This window comes from Stenotrophomonas sp. NPDC047960 (assembly GCF_043204395.1).
Classification (GTDB): domain Bacteria; phylum Pseudomonadota; class Gammaproteobacteria; order Xanthomonadales; family Xanthomonadaceae; genus Stenotrophomonas.
Genome location: NZ_JBIDBX010000009.1, coordinates 24,113 through 51,009 on the forward strand (window position 1 = coordinate 24,113; position 26,897 = coordinate 51,009).

Consider the following 26,897-nt stretch of genomic DNA (forward strand, 5'->3'; position numbering starts at 1 on the left):
AAAGCCGACACTGGCCGAATGGCAATCAAACATTGGCCCGAGCACGACCGTCCGCGGGAGAAGCTGCTCAAGCTGGGCCCCAAGGCCCTATCCGATTCAGAATTGCTGGCTCTGTTCATAGGCAGCGGGTGTAATGGCCTGGATGCTGTGCAAAGTGCACGCCGCCTGCTCGAAGACAATGGTCCACTGCGCAGGCTGATGGACATGGATGCCAGCAAGCTGAGGAAGCTGCCTGCTCTAGGCCCCGCGCGCGCCTGCAAGCTGGTTGCCGCGCTGGAGCTGGCCAGCCGCCATCTGCTGTCCGACCTGGAGCGAGGCGACAGCGTGTGTGACCCCGGCTCGGCCGGGCGCTACTTCAAGCTGCGGTTGCGCGCGCGGCCGCAGGAAGTCTTCGCCGCGCTGTTCATGGACACCCGCAACCGCACCCTGGCGTATGAAGAGCTGTTCACCGGCACCATCGACACGGCCACCGTGTACCCACGGGAGGTGGTACGGCGAGCACTGCTGCACAACGCGGCGGCCGTCATTGTCAGCCACAACCACCCGTCCGGCCGGGCCGAGCCCTCGCCCTCCGACCGGGAGATCACCTACCACCTCTTCGAAGCCCTGGCGCTGGTCGGGGTCCGGCTGGTGGACCATGTCGTGGTCGGCGACGGCCCGCCGGTCTCCATGGCCGAACGGGGCTGGCTCAAGCGCGACCCCTTCGCCCGCACCTGAACGGCCCGGTCAGCCCATTCCTCCTGCCCCAAGGCCTCCCACCCCGCCCCACGCCCGGCTTCCCACCCCCGCTGTGCCCCGGTTCAATGGATCGGGGCGGCTTCTGGGCTAAAATTGCCGATTCCGCCGCTCCAGTCTCAAAGCAGGCCCTGTGAAAAATCTCCTCCGCGCCCTGATCAGCCAAGGCATCGAAGCCTTGCGCGCCAACGGCACTCTGCCGGCCGATACCCTGACCCCGGAATTCGTGGTGGAACGCCCGAAGACCCGTGAACACGGTGATTTCGCCACCAATGCCGCCATGCTGCTGGCCAAGCCGGCGCGCAGCAACCCGCGCGCCCTGGCGCAGGCGCTGCTGGATGCGCTGCCCAAGAGCGACGATGTGCTGCGCGTTGAAATCGCCGGCCCGGGCTTCATCAATTTTCACCTGGCCCCCAGTGCGTACCAGCGTGAAGCGGCCAGCGTGCTCAAGGAAGGCGCCGATTACGGTCGCAACCTGAGTGGTAACGGCCGTACCGTGGGCGTGGAGTACGTGTCGGCCAACCCGACCGGCCCGCTGCACGTGGGCCACGGCCGCGCCGCCGCCATCGGCGACTGCCTTGCCCGCCTGCTGGATGTGAACGGCTGGAACGCCAAGCGCGAGTTCTATTACAACGACGCCGGCGTGCAGATCGAGAACCTGGCCCTGTCCACCCAGGCGCGCGCCAAGGGCATCAAGCCCGACGACGCCGGCTGGCCGGAAGGCGGCTACCGCGGTGACTACATCGAAGACGTGGCCAAGGCCTACCTGGCCGGTGCCACCGTGGAGCTGGAAGGCCATTCGGTGGTGGGCGAGCGCGACCCGGACAACCTGGACGCGATCCGCCGCTTCGCCGTGGCCTACCTGCGCAACGAGCAGAACCAGGACCTGGCCGCGTTCGGGGTGGATTTCGACATCTACTTCCTGGAGAGCTCGCTCTACAAGGATGGCAAGGTCGAAGAGACCGTGGCCCAGCTCAAGGCGGCCGGCCACACCTATGAGGAAGGCGGCGCGCTGTGGCTGCGCTCCACCGACTTCGGTGACGACAAGGACCGCGTGATGCGCAAGTCCGACGGCACCTACACCTACTTCCTGCCGGACGTGGCCTACCACCTTAGCAAGTGGCAGCGCGGCTATGAGCGCGCGATCACCGAGCTGGGCGCGGACCACCACGGTTCGCTGGCACGCGTGCGCGCCGGCCTGCAGGCGCTGGACGTGGGCATTCCCAAGGGCTGGCCGGAATACGTGCTGCACCAGATGGTGACGGTGATGCGCGGCGGCGAGGAAGTGAAGCTGTCCAAGCGTGCCGGCAGCTACCTGACCCTGCGCGACCTGATCGAGGAAGCCGGCCGCGATGCGACCCGCTGGTTCCTGATTGCGCGCAAGCCCGATTCGCAGCTGACCTTCGATATCGACCTGGCCCGCCAGCAAAGCAATGACAACCCGGTGTTCTACGTGCAGTATGCGCACGCCCGCGTGTGCAGCCTGCTGCGCCAGGCACAGGAGAAGGGTCTGTCGTACACCCCGGCCGAAGGCCTGACCGGGCTGGCGTCGCTGAACGACGAACCCTCGCTGTGGCTGATGGTGGAAATGTCGCGCTTCCCGGAAGTGGTGGAAGCGGCCGGCATTGCCCTGGAACCGCACCTGATCGCGCAGTACCTGCGTGAATTGGCGCACGCCTTCCACACGTGGTATCACGGCACGCAGGTGCTGGTGGCTGACGATGCCGAGCGCAATGCCAAGCTGACGCTGGCCTGCGCGGCACGCCAGGTGCTGGCCAATGGTCTGAACGTCCTGGGCGTTTCCGCCCCGGAAAAAATGTAAGCAGTGGAGAAGCAGTAAATGGCAGCACGACGCGGCAAGACCCAGGCGCGACGCAACACCAGCCAAGGCACGCCGGGATGGGTGTGGCTGGTGGCCGGTGTGGCGATTGCGGCCGTGGTGTTCCTGGCGGCACCGAACCTGTTCAAGAACGATGGGGACGGCTTCCTGCGGGTAGGCCCGCAGCCGGACCCGAACGCGCAGCCGGCCCCGGTCAGCGACGCGGACACCGACGTGGGCGCTGAACTGCCCACCCCGGGTGCGGCCACCAAGCCTGCCGAACCGGCCAAGCCGGCCGCCACGCAGTACGACTTCTACACCCTGCTTCCGGGCAAGGAAGTGGAAATGTCCGATGCGGAGCTGGCCGCCAGCGCGCGCGCCGAAGACCAGCGCCGGGCCAAGGCTGAAGCGCAGCGCGCGCAGGCCGCGCTGGAAGGCCGCCCGGTTCCGGCAGCGGTGCCGGCTCCGACCACGGCAGCGGCTGCTGCAGCTTCCACCACCACGGCACCGGCTCCGCTTCCGGCGCCGGTGGCCGAGCGCCCGGCAGCCACGACTACACAGCCGAAGCCGGTGGCGGCTGCGGCGGCCGCGCCCAAGCCTGAAGCCACTGCTGCAGCAGCTCCGGCGACGGCGGCAGCAGAGCCGGCGAACAACGTGCGTTACATCCTGCAGGCCGGCGCCTTCGGGGCGTCGGGCGATGCCGAAGCCACCAAGGCCAAGCTGGCCATGATCGGCCTGGCGGCACGGGTGGAATCGGCGCAGATCAACGGCAAGACCGTATACCGCGTGCGCATGGGCCCGTACGGCACCGCCGGTGAGCTGGCCGAAGCCAAGCAGAAGCTGGACGGCACCGGTTTGCAGGCGATGGCGATCAAGGCGCAGTAGGGCCGACTGTCAGTCGACAGCGAGTTACCCCGAAAGCCCCGCATCGCGGGGCTTTTTTTATGTCGCAGGGCCTCGCTCATTGATGGTTTAACCGGTTTAACCTAAGCTTCCTGCATCCCCTTCCGGGGACCGGCACTGCAGTGGTTATCGGAGAGCCTCATGCGTATCGCCCATGACGTTTCCTATCTGGAACTGAGCGAATCCAATGGCGAGTTGACCTCGAGGATCGGCATCAAGCCGATGAAGGAGCTCACCCTCAAACTCGAGCGCGCCACGCAACGCGCGCATGAGGAAGTCATTCGCGTCATCGACCTCCGGGGCGAGACAGCGCACGACCATCTCCAAAGTGCCCTTCTGACGGCCTTCACGTCTTTGCACTACACCAAACATACCAATCGCCCTCTTCCTCACGAGGGCGAGCCGACGTATCACTACGTTCTGCTGGGCACGGACAGTACGGCCAGACATATGCACGGGACGTCGATCAAGGATTCGCTGAAAGCACTAGGGGGCAGCGCCGCGGATGATCACTTGCTGATCGACTTCTCGGGCGTTGCAGAGGCCAGGCTGTTCGCGATTGAAGAGCTCTATCGGCGAGTGTACGGCCAGCCTTCCGGACCCGCGGAACCGCAGCCGCTCGAACAGCGCGCGGCCGCGCGCCGGATCAAGCTCGCCAGTCAATGGCCAACTGCAGCGGAGGTGAGCCGCAACTTGGGCTCGTCCGCCGGGAACGCTAGCCATCTGGCAACCAAGCACCGTCGTGCTGGCAAACTGCTCGGTGTCTATCTTCCTGTGCCGGGTGGCAGCTGGCGCTTTCCGCAATGGCAGTTCCAACGTGATGGGCAGCCCGTCATGCACCTGGAAGCGATCCTGAAGGTGCTGCACGAGCAAGGTCCCTTCCTCGATATCGATCGCCGCAGTACCGGCTGGGGCGAAGTAGAGTGGTTTCAGTCCGGCCACGTGTTGCTTGATGGACACACGCCCGCCGAGGTGCTGGCCACCCAACCCCATCGCGTGCTGGCCGCAGCCAAAGCCGAGTTCAGCGAGGAGCCCTGATGCCGGGTGGCACACCTTGGTTGACCGACGAACCGGTTTGGTTCGAGCCCCCTACCGGGGAGCTGTATCGGGTTCACCCGGGTGTGTTTGATGCAGCCACGCCTAATCCTGCAAGCAGGGCTCGCTTCGCGCTGCCCGGGACCCATGCCATGTTCTACGCGGCTGATTCGCTTGAAGGCGCACTATGGGAAGCACTGCTGCGTTACACGGCGATCGGACGCAGAGGGCAATGCGAGTTCACTACCGCCAAGCTCAAGGGTCAGGTTGTATCGCGGGTTCGCCTCACGGCGGTCCACTCCAAGCTGCTGCCGCTCAGCCGCCCCGGCTTGCAGCACCTGTTTCCTGACGGAGACAGCGCGGCTGTGCAGGCGGTCAAGGTCCTGACCACCACACCTGATCACAGTTGCACGCATGTGGAGGCCGCTGAACTGCATGCCTGCCTGATGAACCTGACGCCGCCGATCAAGGACATGCCGATGCTGAGCTGGTAGTCCCGACAGTTCGAAGATTCGACGGTGTATCTGTCCTACCACCGGCACGGCGCTCCGTCTGGCTGGGAAAAGGTTGGCGCATCCCAGCCATTGGATACACCGGCGGGAATGGCGCTCATCCAGGCCGCCTTGGGCAGGCACAAGTTCGAGTGGACACCGCTCAATACACTTTCGCCCCGTGCCATCAATGACAGCGCAGTTTGATACGTTAGGCGCCTAACCCTCAGCACGGAGCAGGCATGGGCAGTTCAGACGGCAACAACCACCGCATCGACAACATCGAGTTCAACGTGTCCGACATCGCCCGCAGCAAGGCGTTCTATGGCGAGGTGTTCGGTTGGACCTTCACCGATTACGGCCCGGGCTACACGGAATTCAACGACGGCCGCCTGCGCGGTGGCTTCACCACCGATGGGCCGGTACGCGCTGGCGGCCCGCTGGTGATCCTGTACGCCGATGACCTGGAGGCTAGCCAAGCGCGGGTGGAAAAGGCCGGTGCAGCCATTTCCACGCCGGCCTTCGATTTCCCGGGCGGGCGCCGTTTCCATTTCCGCGACCCCGATGGGTACGAGCTCGCGGTATGGACGGCAGCCTGATCAGTCGCGCGCGACCTGGAAGCCGGCAAACGACTGGCTGACCGGCATCAGTTCAAGGCGGTTGATGTTCAGGTGTGCCGGCAGGTTGGCCACCCAGAAGATCTGCTCGGCGATGTCCTCGGCGGTCATCGGGTTGGCGCCGGTGTAGAGCGTGTCCGAGGCGGCCTGGTTGCCGTGGGTGCGCACCAAGGTGAATTCGGTTTCGGCCATGCCCGGTTCGATGGTGGTCACGCGCACGCCGGTGCCGTGCAGGTCCGAACGCAGGCCCAGCGAGAACTGGCTGACGAAGGCTTTGGTGCCGCCATACGCGTTGCCGCCCGGGTACGGGTACACGCCCGCCACCGAGCTGATGTTGATGATGGCGCCCTTGCGCGCCACCAGCTGCGGCAGCAGGCGATGGGTGAGCGTGACCAGCGCGGTGACGTTGGTGTCGATCATGGTGCGCCAGTCTTCCAGCGAGGCGCTCTGGGCCGGAGCGGTACCTTGGGCCAGGCCAGCGTTGTTGACCAGCAGGTCGATGTCGGCGAACGCGCCCGGCAGCGCGGCCAGGGCCGCTTCCATGGCGGCGCTGTCGCGCACGTCGAATACGGCAGCATGCACGCGCTCGGGGCCGTATGCTTCAACCAGGGGCTGCAGCCGTTCGGCGCGGCGCCCGGTGGCGATGACCCGCCAGCCGGCCTGGACGAAACGATGGACGGCGGCGGCGCCAAAGCCGGACGTGGCGCCAGTGATCAGAGCGGTACGGGTCATCGGGGGTCTCCGTGGAATTCCCGACCATTTTCGCACCCTGCGCCGCGCTGTGTTGGCGGGGGCTGGCGGAATCAGCGGATGCGGAACACCCGGGCCTTGGGCAGGTCTTCATCCACCTGCAGGAACCAGCGCCCGGCAATGCCCGGCACCACCACGATGGGCGGATTGCTGCGGCCGGGCTTGAGCTTCATCTCGCCCTTGAGCACCTGCCACTGCTGGCCGTTGTCGAGGGTGAACACGGTGCCCGGCTGCCAGCCATCGACCTGGCCGGTGACGCTGGCATGGATGGGGCCATCGTCCAGGCCGGGGAACATCGGGGCCGGGGTGGGCGCGCCGGGCAGCGCGGCCGGGGCGACTGCGGCGGCCACCGGGGCCGGCGCCGGGGCGCGGGCCTCGGCCTCGCGCAGCAGGCGGTTCAGGGACTGCAGCTGGGCGGGGGTGAGCCCCACTTCGGCCAACTGCTGCGGGTCCACGCGCTGTTCAATCGCCACATACGGTGCCTGGGCCGAGGCCGTTGCGGCCAGCCAGATCATGCCCACACCCGCCAGAACCTGCCACCTGCGCATTGCCTGCTCCACTGCCTGTTGATGCCCGAGGAGCGCACTGTGCTTCACTTTCATGGCAGCCAGATGACAGCCCGAACGGGCCTTTTCGGGGTCCGGCGGCTGGTGGGGGTAAAATGGCGGCCAGCCACGCAGCCGCGTAGGCGGTATTGGACGTCTCATGATCAACAACGATGTACTGCGCAGCATCCGTTACATGCTCGACCTGAGCGACGGAAAGATTGCGGAAATCTGTGCCCTGGCCGACCCGGCATTCGTGGTGGACAAGGCCGATGTGCCCGGTTGGCTGCGCAAGGAAGACGAGGAAGGGTTCGTGGCCTGCGACGACCGCACGCTGGCGCACTTCCTGGATGGGCTGATCGTGCAGTTCCGCGGCCGCGATGAAACCCAGCCGCTGCGCCCGGTGGAAAAGCGCATCACCAACAACCTGGTGCTGAAGAAGCTGCGCGTGGCGTTCGAACTGAAGGATGTGGACATGCATTCGATCTTCGAGAGCGCGGGGTTCCCGGTGTCTAAGCCGGAGCTGTCGGCGTTGTTCCGGCAGCCGGATCACAAGAATTTCCGCGCGTGCGGCTATCAGCTGCTGCGTAATTTCCTGAAGGGTTTGACGCTGCGCGTTCGCGGGGCGTAAGGCGGTGCTTCGTTTTCGGTCCATGCGTTAAAGGGCCGATTGACCGTATCGGCGGTCGTTTGGGACCCGACCCTACCCTTCCGGCGCGCCGACGTGCAGGTTTTTGCGCACCGGCTCTGGTCGGTGCGCATTGGCGATGCGGCATGGGCGACGCCGGTAGGGTCGCATCCCTATCGACCGCACGCGCGGGTGGGTACCCCGGTAAGGCATGACCGTTGGCGAAGAGGCGCGGTTTCAATCACCGCCCGCACCTCAGAACGTGGTCTGCACCGCGAATTCCACCCGGGAGCCGGCGTTGCTGCCGAACAGGCGCTTGGCGGCGCGATCGGTGTCGTGCGCGGTCAGGCGCAGCTCCCAGGGGCCGTGCACCTTCCAGATGGCGCTGAGCTGGCCGTGCAGGTAATCGTCGGCGTACGCGCTGTCGAGCCAGTACTGGCCGAGCGCGCCCTCGATGCGCCACTGCTCGCCCAGCGGTACGCGTGCGCCCAGCTGGGCGTAGGTGCCGGTGCGGCCGCTGGCCAGGGCATCATCGGAAGCACCGACGCTCACCCAGTAGCGCTCCTTCCAGGTCAGCGTGCTGTTGAGCTCGGTCCAGTCCAGGTCCACGTCGGTGGACGGGTACCGGTAATGGGTGAGATTGACGTCCAGCGCCCAATCCGGTGCCAGCGCACCGCTCCAGCCGGCGACGATGTCGAACTCGCTGCGTGCACCGGCATCCGGTTCGAACGACACGCCCGAGCCCCAGACCGAGGCATACCAGCCCGATTCGCTGCTGAGCTTGACCCCGGCCTGCACGGTGGGATCTTCCGTCGTCTGCGAGCTGCCGCGCCAGACATAGTCGGAGGTCAACGTGGCGTTGCCATCCACGCCTGCCAGCGCCGAACCACTGAGCGCCAGGCCAAGTACCACGCCGCTCACCCGGCGCACTGCGCGCCCTGTTTCCTGCTTTGCCACCACGTGCACCACTCCAGAATACGGCCGCGCCGTTGAAGCGCACAGTGTGGTGAGCGCGCCCGTAAAGGCGCCATGCGGCGTAGCGGCGTGGCGCGCAAATTCGGCGTAAAAGCTGCCCACCAGACCTTCAGGCGGCCCGCGCTATCATGGCGCCCCTGACTGACCTGCAGCGAGAATGGCGTGGACGCGATCCTGACCCCGGTATCGATTGGCGAGCTGATCGACAAGATCACCATCCTGGAAATCAAGGCCGAGCGCATCACCGATGCGGGCAAGGTCGCCAACGTGCGTACCGAGCTGGAGGGACTTCTGCCGCTGTGGCAGGAACAGCTGGCCGCGCAGCCAGGCCTGGATGCGTTGAAAACCCAGCTCAAGGAAATCAACGTGCGGATGTGGGACATCCAGGACCAGCTGCGCGACAAGGAAGCGGCGCAGGTGTTCGACGATGAGTTCATCCAGCTGGCGCGCGGTGTTTATGGCACCAATGGCGAGCGGGTGAAGGTAAAGAACGAGATCAACCGCATTGCCGGGTCGCAGTTGGTGGAAGAGAAGCAGTACCAGGGGGAGTGATTGCGCCAGCCACGCAGGGCGTGGCTGGATCCCTCAACGGGCGGTAGCCGCCAGGAATCGTTCCCGGTCCTGCTGGGTGCGCCGGCGGATCTCTGCCAGCGCCTCATTTTCCGTAGCTTCCAGCATCGATTCAAACAGCCGCTGGAAGTGATTGCGCATCGCCGTGCGCGCCGCGCCCGGGTCACGCAGGCGCAGGCCATCGAGGATGGCGGTGTGTTCGTCGTTGCGGGTGTCGCCGTCGTTGTGGCACACGTTGGCATACACCTGGCGCACCCGCGGCAATTCGTTGCGCATGCGCCAGATCAGCTGCACGCAGTGCTCTACCACCGGGTTGCCGGCAATGCGTGCAATGGCCAGGTGGAACTGGCGGTCAGCCTCGCTGGCCGCCGCCTCGCTCGAGGCCGGGTCGGTCATTGCCGCAATCAGCCCTTCCAGCATCTCAACTTCCGCATCGGTGATGCGGCTGGCGGCCATGGCCGCCGCCTCGGCTTCGATCACCGCGCGGGCGGCGGTGAGGTCGAAGGCCGATACATCCGGCAGCGCGCCAGGGGCGGCCGCCGGACGTGCCTTCACGTAGACGCCCGAGCCGGTCTTGATGGTGATCAGGCCCTGCGCCTCCAGGGCAATTTCCGCTTCACGAACCGTTACCCGGCTCACCCCCAGCCGTTCGGCCAGGTCGCGTTCGCCGGGCAGGCGCGAGCCGGGCGGGAATTCGCCCTTCTCGATCAGCGCGACGATTTCAGCGGCAATGGACTGGTAAAGGCGGGGTTCGGACATCTTCAAGGCCTGGCTGTACGGTGGCTGGGAACCGGAGTTGCGCTTAGAAACGGTAGCGTACCCCCAGATAATACCGCCGGCCGTAGGTGGTGTACTCGCGGAAGCTGCCCAGGATGGGCATATCCGACACCCGCGGCTCGTCCGTGAGGTTGCTGGCCGACAGCGATACCGACAGGTGCTTGTTCACCTTGTAGGTGGCGCGGAAGTCCAGCGCGCCATTGTCGCGCACGTAGCGGTTCTGCGCCGGGTCGCCGACGAACTGCTGGTAGTAATCGGAGCGGTACTTGTAGATGGCCTGCAGGTCCAGCTTGCCCAGGCCCCAGTACACCTGCGCCGAGGCCACGTGCTTGGACAGGCCGAAGATGTTGGCCGGCTCCACGATGCCGGGGGTGACGATGCCGGTACCCGGGTCGGTGGACTCGCCCAGGCGCAGGTCTTCGGTCTTGAAGTTGGAATGGGCGTAGTTGTAGCTGGCCTTCACGCCCAGCCCGGCGAAGATGCCCGGCAGGTAAGAGAAGCTGTGCGACCCGGTAAGCTCGAAGCCGATCAGGTCGCTCTTCTGGTCGCTGGTGGCCAGCTGCTCAACGGGCACGGTGACGCTCACCCCGTCGATATCGAAGTTCTCGCCCACCACCACCGGCACCGAGCCGCCGTTGAACTGCTTGTAGTACACGGCGGTGGACAGCATGGAATCGGCGTTGGCGTACCACTCCAGCGAGACATCGGCATTCCACGACATCAGCGGCGTGGCGCGCGGGTTGCCGGTGGCGGTGATGTTGCCCAGCGCATCGGCCACGCTGCCGAACTCGGCATCTACTTCATCCAGGTTGAAGCTGCGGCCGTAGCCGAGCGCGGCCAGGTCCGGCCGCGACATCGCGCGGTAGGCACCCACGCGCAGCAGCAGGTCCGGCCGCAGTTCGAAGGCGGCGTTGAAGCTGGGCAGCCATTCGTTGTTGCTGGCCTTGAGCACCTGCCGGGTGAAATCGCCGGTGGGCCGCAGCGTTACGGTGCCGTCGGGATTGTTGACCACGTCCAGCCCGCTGCGCAGGCCCATCGAACGCACGTCGGTGTGCACCCAGCGCACGCCGATGTTGCCGGTGACCGGCACGCCGAACCACTCGCTGCTGTAGTCGCCCATCAGGTAGATGGCGCTGGTCTTCTCGGTCACATCATTGTTGGCCGGGTCGCGCACGTCCGCGCTCAGGCCGGTGTCGTCCACCCCGGTGAAAGCCTTGAACAGGCAGCGGCTGTCGAAGGTGGCCCACTGGTCGATGGTGTTGCCGCTGGCGTTGGCCAGGAAATCATCCTGCGGGAAGGCCTGGCGGCAGGCCTGGTTGGCGGCGCGGATCGCGGCGACATTGGTGGTGGTAACGTCCACGGTGTCGGTGAAGTCGGTGTAGGTCGCTTCGGAACGGCGCAGGCCACCCTTGAGCGCGGTGAAGAAGCCGCTTTCGGGGGTGAACGCGGCATCGAAGCGGCCGGCGCGGATGGTGTGCTCGCGGTCCTGCTGGCGGCGGCGGATCAGCGCCGAATCGGTGAAGTTGTCCGGGTTGTTCACGTCGAACGCCGGATCCAGGTAGATGCTGGGCACGTCGCCGCTGTAGTCGTAGGTGTAATCGACATAGCGGGTGTTCTTGATGCCGGCCACCGGCTTGCCGTTGACGTCTGTGCGGCCGGCGCGCAGGCGGGTGGAGCGTTCGATCTGCGAACGCTGGGTGTTGGAGTACGACAGATCCGTGGAGAACATCCACGCCGCGCTGGGCCGCACGATCACATTGAACCCGCCGCCGGTGTATTCCTCCTTGCGTTCAAGGAAATTGCCCGTGGAATCGATGGTGGTGCTGCCGGTGTGGCTGAGCAGCGCGCCGTCGTCGCTGACCACGCGGTTGTTGAGGTTGCGCATCATCGATGACAACGTCAGGTCTGAGCGGTCTTCGGTGTAGTCGCGCTTGGAGTGCTGGTAGTCCAGGTTCACTTCCACCGCGTCATTGGGCCGCCACTGCAGCGCGCCGAACTGCGAATCGCGCTTGTCGTGTTCGATGAACTGGCGGTACAGGCGGCTGCCGGGCACCAGGTAGTACGGCACGCCATTGGCCACGTCGTTGCCGTTGACCTGGGTGCAGTTGCGGGTGGCGCCGACCACTTCGCGGCCATCGCAGGCCGCCCAGGTGGTGCTGCTGGAAAACATTTCCTCCGGGTTGCTGCCTTCCAGCGCCTGCAGGCCAAGCGAGACGCCAAGCTTGCCGCCGCCGCTGAAGTCGAACTGATCGATGTAGCTGGCGGTACCGCGCCAACCCACGCCGTCGCCGTCCTTGAGGCGGTCGTCGTATTCCTGCCAGGTGCCGCGCCCATCCAGCTGGAAGGTCCGCTTCCCGTACTCGAGCGGCTTGACGGTTTCCATGTTGACGGTGCCGGCGGTGCCGCCTTCGACGAAGTCGGCGCGCTGGGTCTTGTAGATGGCCACGGTGTTGATCAGCTCCGAGGGGAACTGGTTGAAGTTCACCGAGCGGTCGCCGCTGCCGTTGGTCGCCTCGCGGCCGTTGAAGGTGGATGAGCCCAGGAACGGGCCCAGCCCGCGGATCGAGATTTCCGAGGCGCCGCCCTTCTCGCGATGGGTGGACGCGCCGGTGATGGTTTCGATGGCTTCGCCGATGGACAGCGCCGGCAGGTCGCCGATGTCTTCGGCCGAGAGCACGTCGGATACCACGGTCTCATCGCGCTTCTTGTCGATCGAGGTCTGGATGGTGCCGCGGGTGCCGGTCACCTGGACCTGGTCCAGGGTGGTGGCCTGCGCCGGGGCGGTAGCCGGGGCAGCGTCCTGGGCGTGGGCCAGCGGCAGGGCCGCGGTCGCGCACAGGGCATAGAACAGCGCGCTGTGCAGCGCGGTGTGGCGGAAGCCTCGTGGCGAGGCCGTACGGCGGTCATGCAACATCGTGATCTCCCTCCCAGGATGGATCGTCCGAATACACGGATTCGATCCGGAAGATTCACGGTTGAAGGACCAATGTCAATCAATTGGTACTAAAGTCTACCCCGCACATCCTCCTATACCAGTTTCCGTCACTTTTATGTGCGGGTGCAGCAGATATTTGCGCAAATGGCTTACCAGCTACGGCTAAAGTGGTATGTGATTTTGGTTGACGTTGTCGCGCCTGAGGCTGTTACCATCCGGACTCGCGTTGGGGTCTACGGTGATCTGGGAGGGTTAGCCTGTGGCACAGCAACAAGATGTGGGTGTGAGTGAGGCGGTACGGCGTTGGTTTGGGTGGGGTCCGCGCCCCATGAAAGGCGGGCGTCATTGCGTTGAGCGCGTCGCCACGCGCCCGGGACCCGCCGCCCGACACGGGAAATGGTTTTCAACGAGGTTGGCACTGGCGCTGCTGCCTGGCGCTGCCTGGTCGGCTGACCATCTGGTGCATGACGCTGCTGGGTACGCTGCTGTTGCCAAGGGCTTGAAGGCCGGTGACACCGTGATCCTGGCGGATGGTGTGTGGCGGGACGTGGATCTGCTGCTGACGGGGACCGGCACAATTGGTCAACCAATTCGACTGACCGCGCAGACACCGGGGAAGGTGATCCTGAGCGGGCAGTCGCAGCTGCGGCTGGCCGGGGCCTATCTGGAAGTCTCCCACCTGGTGTTCCGCGATGGCTGGGCGCCGGGCGGCGAGGTGGTGAGCTTCCGCAGTTCCTCCAAGGCATGGGCCGAGCACAGCCGGGTCACCGGCATCGTGATTGATGGCTACAACAAGCCCGACCGCGCCCAGTCCGACAACTGGGTGGCGATGTACGGCAGATTCAATCGCTTCGACCACAACCAGCTGGTGGGCAAGACCAACGCCGGCACCACCCTGGTGGTGGTGCGCAATGCCACCAGCGGGTTGGACAACCGCCACCGCATCGACCACAACTGGTTCGGGCCGCGCCCCAACCTGGGCAGCAACGGGGGCGAAACCATCCGCGTAGGCACCAGCCACGATTCGCAATCGGCCTCCAACACGGTGGTGGAGAACAACTGGTTCGAGCACTGCGATGGCGAGGTGGAGATTGTCTCCAACAAGTCCGGCGGCAACCTGTACCGCGGCAACGTGTTCAGGGAATCGCGCGGCTCGATGGTGCTGCGCCACGGCCACGGCAACGTGGTGGAGCGCAACATCTTCTTGGGCAACGGCAAGCCACATACCGGTGGGGTGCGGGTAATCAACCGCGACCAGATCGTGCGCGACAACTATTTCGAAGGCGTGGCCGGCGATGGCTTTGCCTCGGCGCTGGCAGTAATGGCCGGCACCCGCGATGCCCCACTGAACCGCTATGAGCAGGTCGACAACGGGTTGATCAGCCACAACAGCTTCGTGCAGGCGCGTTACCTGTTCCTGGGCGCGGGCCTGGACGACGAGCGCAACGCGATGCCCGTGCGCAGCAAGATCGCCGACAACCTGTTCGTCGGCGATGGCAGCGGCGAGCTGCTGCGCACGCAGGGCGATCTTTCCGGCATTGCCTTCAGCGGCAACGTGCAGAGCCCAACGGCCTCGCCCGGTTTCCCGAACGGGGTGGAGGGACGCAGCCTCACCCTGCAGCGCGCGGCCAATGGCCTGCTGTATCCGCCGGCCGGCATCGAGGTGGGCGCGCCACGCGACCTGGCGCCGGTAGCGCGCGATCAGGTCGGCGTGAGCTGGTATCCCAAGCAGGTCACCCGGACCGCGCTGGACAGCGGCCGCGCGCACCGCGTCACGCCGGGCGAAGACACCCTGGTGACGGCGGTGGCGGCGAGCGCAGCGGGCGACCGCCTGCAACTGCAAGCCGGCGACTACCGCATCAGCCAAGTGCTGGCGGTGAACCACCCGCTGAGCGTGATCGGCCCGGCCAAGGGCAAGGCCACGCTGCGCTTTTCGCGGCCCTCGCTGTTCGAGATCCGCCCCGGCGGCTCGCTGCGCCTGTCCGGGCTGGAGATCGACGGCAGCCTGGCGCCGGATGCTGCCGGCAATGCGGTGATCCGCGTACCCCCGGGCAGCCAGGCCTTCGATTACGCGCTGGAGATCGCCAACAGCCGCATCCACGACCTGACCAGCAACAAGGCCTTCGATGTGATCAACACCGGCAAGGGCACGTTCGCCGCGGCGATCCGGCTGCAGGGCGTGACGGTGAGCGACATCAGCGGCAGCGTGATCGCCGCCGCCGCCGAAACCGACGACCTGGGCACCTACAACGCCGAAACGGTGGAGGTCGTCGATTCGATCTTCCAGCGCATCGGTGGCCCGCTGGTGAACCTCTACCGTGGCGGCACCGATGAAAGCACCTTCGGGCCGGCCTTCGTGCTCCGCGGCAGCCACCTGGAACAGGTGGGCAGCGCGGGCGACACCAGCCTGCGCCTGCATGGCGTGCAGCAGGCCCACCTGAGCGATACCACCTGGCTGCGCAGCGGCCGGGTGCGTTTCACCCATCAGACAGGCGAGCCACGCCTGCGCCTGCGCAACACCACGTTCACCGCTACGGCGGCGCTGCAGTCCGATATCCCAGCCGAGACTTTGCCATGACGCGTTCCACGTCCCTGATGCTGCTGCTGGCGGCCACTTTCAGCGCCGTCGCGCTGCCCGCCGCGCAGGCCCAGGCGCCCAACGCGGCCACGCGCGGTGCCGAAGCGGGCAGCGCACCGGTGCTGGTCACCGCCGCCCAGTGGGAGCAGATGCGCCGCGATGGCGCCGGCTACCCGGTGTTCGCCAAGGAACAGGCGCGTGCCGAGAAGCTGGTGCGCGCGATGATGAAAGCCGGCATCGACGTGCCGGTGCCCAGGGACAAGGGCGGCGGCTACACCCACGAACAGCACAAGCGCAATTACCAGGCCATCCAGGCCGCGGGCGCGCTGTACCGGTTGACCGGCGACAAGGCGTATGCGGACTTCGCGCGCGATGTGCTGCTTGGCTACGCCAAGCTGTACCCCGGTCTGGGCGCCCACCCGGAAGGACGCGGGCAGATTCCCGGGCGTCTGTTCTGGCAGACCCTCAATGATTCGGTGTGGCTGGTCAAAGCGGTGCAGGGCTACGACGCGATCCGCGACAGCCTCCCCGCCGACGAACGCCGCACCATCGACGACAACGTGTTCCGGCCGATGGCGCAGTTCCTGAGCGGCAACCCGGAGAACTTCGACAAGATCCACAACCACGCGACCTGGGCAGTGGCCGCCACCGGCATGACCGGCTACGTGCTGCGCGACCCGGTGCTGGTGGACCAGGCGCTGAAGGGCAGCAGGCGCGATGGCAACGCCGGCTTCCTCAAGCAGGTGGACCAGCTGTTCTCGCCGGATGGCTATTACGAGGAAGGCCCCTACTACCAGCGCTATGCGCTGGCGCCCTTCATCCTGTTCGCCAACGCGGTACAGCGCAACGAACCCGAACGCGGCATCTTCAAGCGCCGCGACGGGGTGCTGCTCAAGGCAGTGGATGCACTGGTACAGAGCAGCTACGGCGGCTACTTCATCCCGATCAACGACGCGATCCTGGACAAGGGCCTGGACACCGAAGAGCTGGTGGCGGGCATCGACATCGCCTACGCCAACACCGGCGATGCGCGCCTGTTGTCGGTGGCCCAGTCGCAGAAGCGCGTGCTGCTCTCGCCCGAAGGCCTGCAGGTGGCCAAGGCGCTGGCTGAAAACAAGGCCAGGCCCTACGCCTTCGTACCCACGCTGCTGCGCGACGGCCCGGACGGCACCGAAGGCGCGCTGGCCATCCTGCGCATGGGCGGCGAAGACGGACAGGCACTGGTGATGAAGAACACCAAGCAGGGCATGGGCCACGGCCACTTCGACAAGCTCAACTGGCTGTTCTATGACAACGGCCAGCGCGTGGTCACCGATTACGGCGCGGCCCGCTTCCTCAACATCGAAGCGAAGGCGGGCGGCATCTACCTGCCCGAGAACACCAGCTGGGCGCGGCAGACGCTGGCGCACAACACGCTGGTGGTGAACGAACAGAGCCACTTCGGCGGCGACTGGAAGCAGGGCCAGCCGCTGGCCCCTGCCCCGCTGCTGTTCGCGGTGACCGACGACACCCAGATTGTGTCGGCGCGCATGGACGGTGCCTACGACGGCGTGAGCTTCACCCGCACCCAGGCACTGCTTTCGCACCCGTCGCTGGGCCAGCCGGTGGTGCTGGACCTGCTGCGCGTGGATGGCAGCAAGCCAGCCCGCTACGACCTGCCGCTGCATTTCAACGGCCACATCATGGACGTGGGCTTCAAGGCGCAGTCGGCGGTGGCCACGCGCCCGGTGCTGGGCAAGGCCAACGGCTACCAGCACGTGTGGGTGGATGCCTCCAGCGAACCGGGCACCGAGGCGCGCAGCCTGACCTGGCTGCTGGATGGGCGCTTCTATACCTACCGCTTCGGCAGTACCGCGCCGGCTCGGGCGCTGATCGGCGAAAGCGGTGCAAACGATCCCTCCTTCAACCTGCGCCGCGAACCACTGCTGCTGCAGCGCGTGGATGGGCAGGCGTCCACCACCTTCTACGGGGTGCTCGAACCGCATGGCCAGTACGACGGCACCGCCGAGACCGTACGCGGCGCCAACAGCCGCATCGACCGCCTGGCCCACTACCGTGGCAAGGACGCCAGCGTGCTGGTGCTGGACCTGGCCGGTGGCCAGCGCGTGGCGCTGGGCATCGCCGATGACCCGTCCAAGGGCGCCAGCCATGAGGTGAGCGCCGACGGCCAACGCTGGAACTGGAGTGGTGGCTGGAAGCGCTTCGATACCGCCACCGGCAAGGACGGCAAATGAACCTGACTACCCGAACCCGTTCCTACGTGCGTTGGCTGATCGTAGCGCTGATCGCGGTGGCGACGGTGATCAACTACATCGACCGAAACGCACTGGCGGTGATGTGGCCGCAGATTTCCAAGGACGTGGGCGCCACCAAGGAAGACTACGCGCTGCTGGTCACGGTGTTCATGCTGTTCTACGCCGCCGGCCAGTTCGTGTTCGGCCGGCTGTTCGACATCATCGGCACCCGCATGGGCTTTGCGTTGTCGATTGCGGTGTGGTCGATCTCGATCGCGCTGCATTCGGTGACCCACTCGATCCTGTCCTTCAGCATCGTGCGCGCCATGCTCGGCATCAGTGAGGCCGGCGCATGGCCCGGTGCAGTGAAGGCCAATGCCGAATGGTTCCCGGCGCGGGAGCGGGCGCTGGCCCAGGGCGTGTTCAATGCCGGCGCCTCCATCGGCGCCATCATCTCCGCGCCGCTGATCGCGGTGCTGTTCCTGTGGCTGGGCTGGCGCGGCACGTTCATCCTCATCGGCGCCATCGGCTTCGTCTGGCTGCTGCCCTGGCTGATCATCTATCGCGCCGGCCCGGACAAGCACCCGTGGGTGAGCGCGGCAGAACGCGCGTTGATCCTGGATGCGCCGGCCGAACAGCCCGCCGTGCCCAAGGTCGAGTACGTGCCGAACGTGCGCCAGCTGCTGGGCCACCGGCAGACCTGGGGCATCCTCACCACGCGCTTCTTCATTGATCCGATCTGGTGGCTGTTCGTGTCCTGGCTGCCGATCTACCTGGCCGACACCTTCGGCTTCGACATCAAGCAGATCGGCATCTTTGCCTGGGTGCCGTACGTGGGCGCGATGATCGGCAGCCTCGGCGGCGGCTGGTTGTCCGGGCGGCTGATCGGGGCCGGCTGGAGCGTGGACCGCGCACGCAAATGGGTGATCACCCTGGGCGGGGCGATCATGGCCCCGGCCCTGCTGGGCGCGGTGCTGGCCACCGACCCGGTGTGGGCGGTGGTGACCATTGCCTTCGTGTTGTTCGGTTTCCAGATCGCCATCGGCAACATCCAGACCCTGCCCGGCGACATTTTCAACGGCAAGTCCGTGGGTTCGCTGGCCGGGCTGGGCGGCATGGCCGCCGTGGCCGGCACGCTGATCACCACCTGGCTGGTGCCGGTGATGACCCGCGACTCCTATGCACCCATTTTCATCCTGGTGGCGGCGCTGGTGCCCGCTTCCCTGCTCGCCCTGTGGCTGGTGACCGGACGCGTCGAGAAGCTCGATGCGCCGCCCACCCGCTGACCTTTTCCCTTTTTCCCCCTCGCATCACTGGAGTACCAAATGAATCAGTTCAAGGACAAGGTGGCGATCGTCACCGGTGGCGGCCGCGATATCGGTCGTGAGATTTCGCTGAAGCTGGCCGCGGCCGGCGCCAAGGTGTGCATCAACTACGCCAACGACGAAGCCAGCGCGCAGGACACCCTGCAGCAGGTGCAGGCTGCCGGCGGCACCGCCATCGTGCACCGCGCCGATGTGACCGATGCGCAGGCCGTGGCCGGCATGGTTGCCGCCACCCAGGCCGCGTTCGGGCCGCAGATCGATGTGCTGGTGAACGTGGCCGGCGGCATGGTGCAGCGCCGCCCGCTGGCCGAGATCGACCCGGCGTTCTTCCACAAGGTGATGGACCTCAACATGAGCTCGGTCTACCTGACCACCCACGCGGTGGTGCCGCACATGCCCGAAGGCGGCGCGATCGTGAACTTCGCCTCGCAGGCCGGCCGCGATGGCGGTGGCCCGGGCGCGTCGATCTACGCCACCGCCAAGGCCGCGGTGATGACCTTCACCCGCGCCATGGCCAAGGAACTGGGCCCGCGTGGCATCCGGGTCAACGCGCTGTGCTGCGGCATGATCGCTACCCGTTTCCATGACGAGTTCACCAAGCCGGAAGTGCGCACCGCCGTGGCCGGCAACACCCCGCTGCGCCGCCAGGGCCGCCCGCAGGAAGCTGCCGACACCGCCGTGTACCTGGCCTCGGACGCGGCCGGCTTCATCACCGGTGCCAACGTCGACGTCAACGGCGGCACCTACTTCTCCTGATAGACCGCTGACCGCCTGGGAGGGCCGCCATGCTGCGCTGGATCACTGCACTTTCATTTGCACTTGCCACCAGCGCTGCGGCGCTGCCCACCCAGGCCCAGGTATGGGTACCGGCCTGGACCGCCTCGCCGGCGCCCGACCGCCAGGACGGCACGCCGGAAGCACCGGTGCAGTTCGCCAACCAGACCGTACGCCAGGACATGCGCCTGGCCAGCTCGGCCACCGCGCTGCGCTTCCGCATCACCAATGAGCTGGGCGTGGCGCCGCTGCATATCGGCGGCGCCACCGCACAACGCACCGGCACGGCCACACCGGCCAGGTTGGTGACCTTCAACGGGCGCAGCGAGGTCACCGTGCCGGTGGGCGCGGTGCTGCTCAGCGACCCGGTGCCGATGGCGGTGCCGGCGCTGGCCGATGTCTCCCTCACCGTGTATTTCCCCGAACCGACGCAACCGGCGGTGCGGCGCACCGCGCTGCGCATTGCCGACGGCCGCCAGGCCGAGGTCGCCGACACCGTGAAGCTGGCCTACCGGCAGAACGTGGTGTCGGCAGTGCTGGCCGAGCGCAGCACCACGCCGATCGTGGTGGTCGCGCTGGGCGATTCGATCACTGAAGGTGCCACTGCCACGCGCGGCAGCAATGGTGATTGGCCCTCGCTGCTGGCCACCCGCCTCCAGCAGGCATGCCCGGACCAGGTGGTGCTGGTCAACGCCGGCATCAGCGGCAACAAGGTGATGGACCATGGCCGCAGCCACAGCGCGCTGGCCCGGCTGGACCGCGATGTGATCGCGCTGCCGCACGTGGACCGGGTGATCCTGTTCGAAGGCATCAACGATATCCGCCATGACGGCGGCACTCCGCCGGTGGCTGGACGCAACGCCGATGACATGGTGCTGGGCTACCGCCAGGTGGCCGAGCGCCTGCACAGCAATGGTATCCGCGCGATTGCCGCAACGATGACGCCGTTCGGCGGCTCGGACCGCTACGAACCCGTATCGGCCGGCACCCGCACCACCCTCAACACCTGGATGCGCGGAGGCCGCAGTGGCTTCGATGCGCTGATCGACTTCGACAAGATCCTGCGTGATCCGGCCAAGCCGGAATTCCTGCCGGAAGCCATTACCCGCGATTTCCTGCACCCCAACGATGAAGGCTACCGACGCATGGCCGATGGCGTGGACCTGGCCCTGCTGGGGTGCAAGGCACGATGAGCACGCAGCAGTTCCGGCTGGCCCAGCACGCCAGCCCACGCTGGGCCGCGATGGCGCTGGGTGAAGTGATGCTGCGGTTCGACCCGGGCGAAGGCCGGGTACGCAACGCGCGCCAGTTCCAGGTATGGGAAGGGGGCGGCGAGTACAACGTGGCACGCGGGTTGAGCAGCACCTTCGGCCATGCCACGGCGGTACTCACCGCATTGCCGCGCAACGAGCTGGGCCTGCTGGCCCAGCAGCTGATCCAGACCGGCGGCGTGGACAGCAGCCAGATCGTCTGGCGCGGGTACGACGGCATTGGACGCAACACACGGATGGGACTGAACTTCACCGAGCGTGGCTTCGGCGTGCGCGCGCCGCTGGGGGTGTCCGACCGGGCTTGCTCGGCCGCCTCACAGCTGCAAGCCGACGAGTACGACTGGGACGCGCTGTTCGGCGTGCACGGGGTGCGCTGGCTGCATACCGGTGGCATCTTTGCGGCGTTGTCCGAGCACAGCGCTCAGACGGCCATTGCTGCCGTGCGCGCCGCGCGCCGGCATGGCGTGGCGGTGTCCTACGACCTCAACTACCGCGCCAGCCTGTGGAACAGCCACCCGGATCCCGATGCGGCACGGCATGCCAACTGCGCGATCGCTGCCGAGTGCGACCTGCTCGTGGGCGATGAGTACTCGTTCGCGGCCTGCCTGGGCATGGACCTGGCCGACCTGGGCAAGCGCGAAACGCCGATGGATGTGGGCCCGGCCGATGCGGCCGCGCTGCGGGCGATGGAGCGGTTTCCGAACCTGCAGGCGGTGGCCTTCACCCTGCGCGATGCCAGCAATGCTGCACGCAACGGGTGGGCCGGGGCGCTGCGCAACCGCGAGGCGTTGTTCGTCTCCGCCGCGCGTGAAGTGGATCTGCTGGATCGCGTGGGCGGTGGCGACGCGTTCGTCGCCGGTGTGGTGCATGCCCTGCTGGAGGGCCTGGGCGAGCAGGCGGCGGTGGAGCTGGGCGCGGCGCACGGCGCCTTGGCGATGTCCACGCCAGGCGATGCTGCGTGTACCAGCCGCGAGGAAGTGGAAGCAGTGGCGCGCGGGGACGGGGCGGCGGCGCGGCGCTAGAGCCGGGCCAGGCCTTCGATGGCCGAGCGGGTGAGCGGTACGGGCAACGCATCCAGCGCGAACCAGTCCAGCGCGAGGATGGCCTCGGGTTCCAGCCGCGTGGCCTGATCACCTTCCAGCGTGCGCGCCAGGTAGACCGGGGCCACCCAGTGCTGCTGCAGTACCGGCTCGAAGTGGTCCACCACGCACAGCAGGCGCTCCACCGCCACGCGCAGGCCGGTTTCTTCCAGCACTTCGCGCACCACGGTGTCTTCGAGTTTCTCCATCCAGTCCACCTTTCCGCCGGGCAGGCCCCAATGGCCCTGCTCCGGCTGGCGGCCGCGCTTGACCAGCAACACCGCACCATCGGCACGCTGGATGACGGCACCGCAGCCTACGCGAGGCTGTTGCAATGGATTGGAGTCGGGCATGGGGTTCTCCGTAACCTGACGCATTATCGCCTGCAATCGCGCGACCACCAAAGGTGGTCGCCTACCGCGCACCTCGGGCGGTAGGTACCGACCGTTGGTCGGTACGCCCTACGCGCGCATGAAAAAGGCCCGGCAAACTGCCGGGCCCTTACCGCTACGCCGATACCGCGCGCAGCGAAGCGATCAGACGCCGCTTACCAGCTGAAGCGCGGGCCGACCGACCATTCCTTGTCACCGTGGCGATCCATCTTGATATCGCCGTTGATGCCCCAGTTCTGGTTCAACTTCACCTGGCCACCCAGGCGGCCGTAGAACTGGCCATCCGGATTGATGCCGTGCTTCTTGCTGTAATCCTCGTAACCGGCCATCGCGTAGACCTCGGCGTGCTGGCCGAACGCGGTGCGGATACCGGCTTCAGCGCTGTAGCCGTTGAAGTCCAGGCCTTCCTTCGGGTCGAACTTGTTGTAGGCAACGCGGCCCACGAAGTCGGTGCTGGTGGCAATCTCGTGGTTGTAGCCGACGCCGACGCGCCACTGGTCAATCTTGAAGTCGCCGATGTCGGTCTTCTGCTGGTTGTACTCGCCAAACGCGTGGAAGTTCGGCAGGAAGCCGTACGAACCCTTCACACCCCAACCATCGGCCTTGCCACCATCGGCATCGGTCTTGACGTAGTCGCCTTCGGCGTAGTTGTAGGACAGGCCTTCAGCAGCCGAAGCGCCAAACGGCAGAGCGGCGGCGAGTGCCAGAGCAATCAGGGAAGTCTTCATGGGGGTACACCTTTTCTGTTCTACGTTCGTGCAGTGGCAAAGCGGCTGCTGCATCGGGAATGTAAATTCTCCGTTATTCGACACAACGCGCCCTGAAGTGAGCCGCTTTCGGCAACGCGAATTTTTGGCAACCATTCAGACGCGCCGTGTCATATACGCGCGCGCTGCATTTTTGAGGTGTGTCGTGTGTGTTCGCGCTGCACGATGAACAGCGTGTTTACGACACGCTCGTGCAGGAAATACTGGCGCTGGCAGGGTGGGTTCCGCCGATCGGCACGGTGACGCGTCGCATCCGCGGAAGACGCTGCTTCGATGCTGGTCATGCGTTACCGGATGTGGGATCGCTATCGGCAGTCGTTTGGGAACCGACTCTACCGTTCCCAGCGCCGCGTGGGGTTCGTTGCGCCGCATGCGTGATGCCGGCTGAAGGTCCGGCAGGACGAAGGGAATCCGGTCACGACGATACCCTTGCAGGGCGTCACGCGTTGGGGAAGCCGCTCTTGGGGAGTAGTCGGCTAACGCGTCCATCTTCCGTATTGCACCGGCTGACGCAGCTCTGGCGTCGAACCGCAGGGCTCTTGGGGTGCCCTGCCCGGCGCTTGAATAGTGAGGCGCATAGCGGCGCGCGAGTATCAGGATGTTCCTCATCGTCGTTAAGGGTTTTCTTACCCTGCTTCGCTGCAGCGCAGCGCATTCCCGCCTTAACTCCTTGATTATCCAGCTGGACATGCCGGATTAACGGCATCATCACCCCCCTCAGCCTTAGCTACCGGCGTTGTCGATTTTCCCCACTCCCACGCGTCGTATCCATTGAAGGTGCCCGCCCTGGTGCACCGGTTACCGGAGGCTGCAGATGTCCTATATCGACGGTTTCGTATTGGCCGTACCCACCGCCAACAAAGACAAGTTCATCAAACACGCCAACGAAGGCGATTCGGTCTTCATGGAATTCGGCGCACTGCGCGTAGTGGAATGCTGGGGTGATGACGTCACCCACGGCAAGCAGACCGACTTCTTCCGCTCCGTTGAAGCCAAGGACGATGAAACGGTTGTGTTCTCCTGGATCGAATGGCCGGACAAGGCTACCCGCGATGCGGGGATGGAGAAAATGATGAAGGACCCGCGCATGGATCCGTCCAACAATCCCATGCCGTTCGACGGCAAGCGGATGATCTATGGCGGCTTCGTACCGATCGTGGAACTCAAGAAGTAGCAGGCGATGCAGCGGTCGAACCGACGGCCTGGGCAGCCACCGCCAAGCTCAGCGCGCGTGGCTGCCGTCGTCATCCGGGCCATGGCCCATGCCCATCCCGGCGCCACCGCCGCCCATGCCGCCCATGCCACCGCCGCCGCCCTTGCCCCCCGCGCGGTCGCCGGCCTCGGCCTTGCCCCGCGCACCACCGGCCGCAGGCCGGGCCGGACCTTGGCGCGGAATCGCCACGTTGACAGGAATGGGCGCCAGGTCCAGCGCCTCGCGGATGAAGTCGCGCAGCGATACCACCAGCTCGGCAGTAGGCACCGCACGCCCGGCGGCCAGTTCGTTGGCCGCGTGCGCGGCCAGCCGCACCTGTTCGTCGGTGCCCAGCAGCACGATGTCCGAGAGCGCCGCTTCCACCGCATCGCGGATCCGGCGTGCGCGGTCGCTACCGGTGCTGTGTGGCAGGCTCAACGTCTCGTCGCCCTCGCCCGGTGCCTGGCGCAGGTCACGCAGGTGGCGCGGATCGACATGCAGCGCGCCCGTGAACGACCCACCCAGGGTCTTGTAGGCGGCAATGAGCGTGCGCAGCCGCTCGTTGATCTGGCGGTTCTCCCGCTCGCGGCGCTGCTGCAGGGTCTGCATGAACACCAGGCGGATGCCCACGCCGACCAGGGTGATGACCGCCAGCCCGACCAAGGTGGAAAGCATGGCCTGCCAGGAGCTGAAGTCCAGGTTGCGCATCGGCGTCAGCTCACCCGCACTTGGAGTACCCGCAATTGAGGCACGTGGCGCAGCCGTCCATGAACACCTGCGCCTTGGTGAAGCACTTCTCGCACATGCTGGCGCTGGGCGGGAAACTGGCGCCGTCGCCGGTGATGGCCAGGTCTTCGCTCTCCCGCGCTTCGTACTCGCGGCGCTTTTCGGCGATCATCGCGCGTTGCGCGGCGCTCATCTCCGGGTCGTGCAGCAACCCGATCGACTTGAGGTGGTGTTCGACGATGCTGCCCAGTTCGGCCACCAGCGAGGGCATGTAGGCGCCGCCGATCTTGTAGTAGCCACCGCGCGGGTCGAACACGGCCTTCATTTCCTCGACCAGGAAGGTCACGTCACCCCCCTTGCGGAACACGGCGGACATGATCCGGGTGAGCGCCACGATCCACTGGAAGTGCTCCATCGACTTGGAGTTGATGAACACCTCGAAGGGGCGGCGCAGCTCGTGCTCGGTGCCCGGGTTGAGCACGATGTCGTTGATGGTCACGTAGAAGGCGTGCTCCACCATCGGCGATTTGATCTTGTAGGTGTTGCCGACCAGGACGTCGGGGCGCTCGATGCGCTCGTGCATCTGCACGATGTCGTTGGCGGCGTCCGGGAGCGGCGCGGCGGTGGCCGCTGCCTGGCGCGTCTCCTCGGGGGTGACGACGGCATACCCGGTGATCTTCTGATCGATCCTGACAGCCATGGTGCGTTTCCTCGGTGTTCACGGCGCCCGCCCAGGGGTGGGCGCCGTGCATTACCTGCTTACTTGCGAGCGCGCTTGGCCGGGGCCTTGCGGGCCACGGTCTTGGCGGCGCGCTTGGCCGGTGCAGCCTTGCGGGCGACTGACTTGCGGGCAACGGCGGTCTTCCTGGCGACAGCCTTCTTGGTGGCGGCCGACTTGCGGGCCACGGTCTTCCTGGCAACAGCGACCTTCTTGCCAACCGTCTTGCGGGCGGGAGCGGTCTTCTTGGTCACGGCCTTCTTGGTGGCGGCCGACTTGCGGGCGACGGCCTTCTTGGCGGTAGCAACCTTCTTGCCAACGACCTTCTTGGCGGCCACGGTCTTCTTGCCAGCGACCTTACGGGCAGTGGCCGACTTCCTGGCGACAGCCTTCTTGGCGGTGGCGGTCTTCTTGGCGACAACCTTCTTGGCGGCGGCGGTCTTCTTGCCCACGACCTTCTTGGCGGCGGCGGTCTTCTTGGTCACGGCCTTCTTGGCAGCAACGGACTTCTTGGCGACAGCCTTCTTGGCGGCCTTGGTGGTCTTGGTCACGGCCTTTTCAGCAGCGACCTTCTTCTTGGCAACCTTCCTGGTCAGCGCGGCGGCCTCGGCCTTGGCGTTGCTCTTGGCGGCTTCCAGCTTCTTCTTGGCGGTGGCCAGGGTCTTGCCGACCGACTTGGCGGCCTTGTCAGCCTTCTTGGCGACGGTCTTCTCGGCGTTCTTGACGGCCTTTTTGACCTTGGCGACCTGGGTGGTGGCAGCCTTGCGCGCGCGCTTGGCGGTCTTCTGCACCGAGGCGACCACTTCTTCAGCGGTGTGGGCGATGGTCTCGCCCACGTTGCCGGCGGTTTCTTTTACGGTTTCCACACCCTGCGACAGGGTCGCGGTGACGCCATTTCCGTTGCTCATGTTTTGCCTCCTGAGGGGCCAGTCAGTGATTTCGCTGGCGATGCTATACCGGCGCGGACGATCGTGGAACGGTCTTGTCGCAGCCCGTGAGCCGCCCTTGTGCTTGCCCGGGCGGCGCCATGAATCTGACGCGGCTCGCCATCCTGCTCGAAA

The 26,897-nt window shown here is 66.2% G+C and carries 25 protein-coding genes; 15 read left to right on the forward strand and 10 right to left on the reverse strand.

Features of this window, described 5'->3' with window-relative positions; all coding sequences use genetic code 11:
* Positions 1-18: 18 nt before the first annotated feature.
* The 6 genes from radC to ACGFZ3_RS17965 all read left to right on the forward strand — a co-directional run bounded on the left by radC (position 19) and on the right by ACGFZ3_RS17965 (position 5,582).
* Complete coding sequence (gene radC, locus ACGFZ3_RS17940; protein WP_392924334.1) at positions 19-717, forward strand: DNA repair protein RadC; 699 nt, start codon at positions 19-21, stop codon at positions 715-717.
* 151 nt (positions 718-868) lie between these two features.
* Positions 869-2,557 (forward strand): arginine--tRNA ligase, encoded by a 1,689-nt coding sequence (gene argS, locus ACGFZ3_RS17945; RefSeq protein WP_392924337.1) that lies wholly within the window; start codon positions 869-871, stop codon positions 2,555-2,557.
* A gap of 18 nt (positions 2,558-2,575) precedes the next feature.
* Entirely contained in the window at positions 2,576-3,439 is an 864-nt protein-coding gene (locus ACGFZ3_RS17950; RefSeq protein ID WP_392924340.1) for an SPOR domain-containing protein, read from the forward strand.
* A 159-nt stretch (positions 3,440-3,598) separates the two neighbouring features.
* Positions 3,599-4,495 (forward strand): hypothetical protein, encoded by an 897-nt coding sequence (locus tag ACGFZ3_RS17955; RefSeq protein ID WP_392924342.1) that lies wholly within the window; start codon positions 3,599-3,601, stop codon positions 4,493-4,495.
* A gap of 149 nt (positions 4,496-4,644) precedes the next feature.
* Entirely contained in the window at positions 4,645-4,986 is a 342-nt protein-coding gene (locus tag ACGFZ3_RS17960; RefSeq protein ID WP_392924345.1) for a hypothetical protein, read from the forward strand.
* A 239-nt stretch (positions 4,987-5,225) separates the two neighbouring features.
* Entirely contained in the window at positions 5,226-5,582 is a 357-nt protein-coding gene (locus ACGFZ3_RS17965; protein ID WP_392924348.1) for a VOC family protein, read from the forward strand.
* On the opposite strand, the gene ACGFZ3_RS17970 is transcribed toward ACGFZ3_RS17965, so the two are convergent.
* Together ACGFZ3_RS17970 and ACGFZ3_RS17975 are read right to left on the reverse strand one after the other, a co-directional pair.
* Positions 5,583-6,332 (reverse strand): SDR family NAD(P)-dependent oxidoreductase, encoded by a 750-nt coding sequence (locus ACGFZ3_RS17970; RefSeq protein WP_392924351.1) that lies wholly within the window; start codon positions 6,330-6,332, stop codon positions 5,583-5,585.
* A gap of 71 nt (positions 6,333-6,403) precedes the next feature.
* The gene (locus ACGFZ3_RS17975; protein WP_392924354.1) at positions 6,404-6,898 is read right to left on the reverse strand and encodes a hypothetical protein; all 495 of its coding nucleotides are present in this window, start codon (positions 6,896-6,898) and stop codon (positions 6,404-6,406) included.
* 157 nt (positions 6,899-7,055) lie between these two features.
* Between ACGFZ3_RS17975 and ACGFZ3_RS17980 the strand changes: the two genes are divergently transcribed.
* Complete coding sequence (locus ACGFZ3_RS17980; RefSeq protein WP_392924357.1) at positions 7,056-7,526, forward strand: DUF1456 family protein; 471 nt, start codon at positions 7,056-7,058, stop codon at positions 7,524-7,526.
* Between the two features lie 252 nt (positions 7,527-7,778).
* Here the strand turns inward: ACGFZ3_RS17980 and ACGFZ3_RS17985 are convergent, their stop codons facing one another.
* Positions 7,779-8,453 (reverse strand): TorF family putative porin, encoded by a 675-nt coding sequence (locus ACGFZ3_RS17985; protein WP_392924680.1) that lies wholly within the window; start codon positions 8,451-8,453, stop codon positions 7,779-7,781.
* 207 nt (positions 8,454-8,660) lie between these two features.
* Here ACGFZ3_RS17985 and ACGFZ3_RS17990 point away from each other — a divergent pair, with 207 nt between their 5' ends.
* Positions 8,661-9,050 (forward strand): DUF6165 family protein, encoded by a 390-nt coding sequence (locus ACGFZ3_RS17990; protein ID WP_392924359.1) that lies wholly within the window; start codon positions 8,661-8,663, stop codon positions 9,048-9,050.
* A gap of 33 nt (positions 9,051-9,083) precedes the next feature.
* On the opposite strand, the gene ACGFZ3_RS17995 is transcribed toward ACGFZ3_RS17990, so the two are convergent.
* On the reverse strand, positions 9,084-9,827 hold the full coding sequence (locus ACGFZ3_RS17995) for a FadR/GntR family transcriptional regulator (protein WP_068854509.1): 744 nt from the start codon (positions 9,825-9,827) through the stop codon (positions 9,084-9,086).
* A gap of 43 nt (positions 9,828-9,870) precedes the next feature.
* The gene (locus tag ACGFZ3_RS18000; RefSeq protein ID WP_392924363.1) at positions 9,871-12,759 is read right to left on the reverse strand and encodes a TonB-dependent receptor; all 2,889 of its coding nucleotides are present in this window, start codon (positions 12,757-12,759) and stop codon (positions 9,871-9,873) included.
* A gap of 433 nt (positions 12,760-13,192) precedes the next feature.
* On the opposite strand from ACGFZ3_RS18000, the gene ACGFZ3_RS18005 reads away from it, so the two are divergent.
* Genes ACGFZ3_RS18005 through ACGFZ3_RS18030 form a run of 6 tightly spaced genes read left to right on the forward strand, consistent with a single transcriptional unit; the run spans position 13,193 to position 21,984 of the window.
* Complete coding sequence (locus ACGFZ3_RS18005; protein WP_392924365.1) at positions 13,193-15,358, forward strand: chondroitinase-B domain-containing protein; 2,166 nt, start codon at positions 13,193-13,195, stop codon at positions 15,356-15,358.
* Entirely contained in the window at positions 15,355-17,592 is a 2,238-nt protein-coding gene (locus ACGFZ3_RS18010; protein ID WP_392924368.1) for an oligoalginate lyase, read from the forward strand. Before ACGFZ3_RS18005 ends, ACGFZ3_RS18010 begins: the two co-directional genes overlap by 4 nt.
* On the forward strand, positions 17,589-18,878 hold the full coding sequence (locus tag ACGFZ3_RS18015) for an MFS transporter (protein WP_392924370.1): 1,290 nt from the start codon (positions 17,589-17,591) through the stop codon (positions 18,876-18,878). The genes ACGFZ3_RS18010 and ACGFZ3_RS18015 overlap by 4 nt, the downstream gene beginning before the upstream one ends.
* 39 nt (positions 18,879-18,917) lie before the next feature.
* A complete protein-coding gene (locus ACGFZ3_RS18020) occupies positions 18,918-19,673 on the forward strand; it encodes an SDR family NAD(P)-dependent oxidoreductase (RefSeq protein WP_392924373.1) in 756 nt (251 codons plus the stop codon).
* A 29-nt stretch (positions 19,674-19,702) separates the two neighbouring features.
* Positions 19,703-20,884 (forward strand): GDSL-type esterase/lipase family protein, encoded by a 1,182-nt coding sequence (locus tag ACGFZ3_RS18025; protein ID WP_392924375.1) that lies wholly within the window; start codon positions 19,703-19,705, stop codon positions 20,882-20,884.
* Positions 20,881-21,984, forward strand: coding sequence for a sugar kinase (locus tag ACGFZ3_RS18030; RefSeq protein WP_392924378.1), 1,104 nt, complete (start codon positions 20,881-20,883; stop codon positions 21,982-21,984). Before ACGFZ3_RS18025 ends, ACGFZ3_RS18030 begins: the two co-directional genes overlap by 4 nt.
* On the opposite strand, the gene ACGFZ3_RS18035 is transcribed toward ACGFZ3_RS18030, so the two are convergent.
* Both ACGFZ3_RS18035 and ACGFZ3_RS18040 read right to left on the reverse strand, forming a co-directional pair.
* Positions 21,981-22,394, reverse strand: coding sequence for an NUDIX domain-containing protein (locus tag ACGFZ3_RS18035; RefSeq protein ID WP_392924381.1), 414 nt, complete (start codon positions 22,392-22,394; stop codon positions 21,981-21,983). The genes ACGFZ3_RS18030 and ACGFZ3_RS18035 overlap by 4 nt on opposite strands.
* A gap of 194 nt (positions 22,395-22,588) precedes the next feature.
* Positions 22,589-23,161 carry an Ax21 family protein gene (locus ACGFZ3_RS18040; protein WP_392924384.1) on the reverse strand — a complete coding sequence of 191 codons (573 nt, stop codon included), beginning with the start codon at positions 23,159-23,161 and terminating at the stop codon, positions 22,589-22,591.
* A gap of 853 nt (positions 23,162-24,014) precedes the next feature.
* On the opposite strand from ACGFZ3_RS18040, the gene ACGFZ3_RS18045 reads away from it, so the two are divergent.
* Complete coding sequence (locus ACGFZ3_RS18045) at positions 24,015-24,374, forward strand: DUF1428 domain-containing protein (RefSeq protein ID WP_392924387.1); 360 nt, start codon at positions 24,015-24,017, stop codon at positions 24,372-24,374.
* 48 nt (positions 24,375-24,422) lie between these two features.
* On the opposite strand, the gene ACGFZ3_RS18050 is transcribed toward ACGFZ3_RS18045, so the two are convergent.
* Genes ACGFZ3_RS18050 through ACGFZ3_RS18060 form a run of 3 tightly spaced genes read right to left on the reverse strand, consistent with a single transcriptional unit; the run spans position 24,423 to position 26,744 of the window.
* A complete protein-coding gene (locus ACGFZ3_RS18050) occupies positions 24,423-25,100 on the reverse strand; it encodes a hypothetical protein (protein WP_392924389.1) in 678 nt (225 codons plus the stop codon).
* Positions 25,101-25,110: 10 nt separating this feature from the next.
* Positions 25,111-25,818 carry an NrdJb gene (locus ACGFZ3_RS18055; protein WP_392924392.1) on the reverse strand — a complete coding sequence of 236 codons (708 nt, stop codon included), beginning with the start codon at positions 25,816-25,818 and terminating at the stop codon, positions 25,111-25,113.
* A 59-nt stretch (positions 25,819-25,877) separates the two neighbouring features.
* Positions 25,878-26,744, reverse strand: a complete 867-nt coding sequence (locus ACGFZ3_RS18060; protein ID WP_392924394.1) for a histone — start codon at positions 26,742-26,744, stop codon at positions 25,878-25,880.
* Positions 26,745-26,897: the final 153 nt, after the last annotated feature.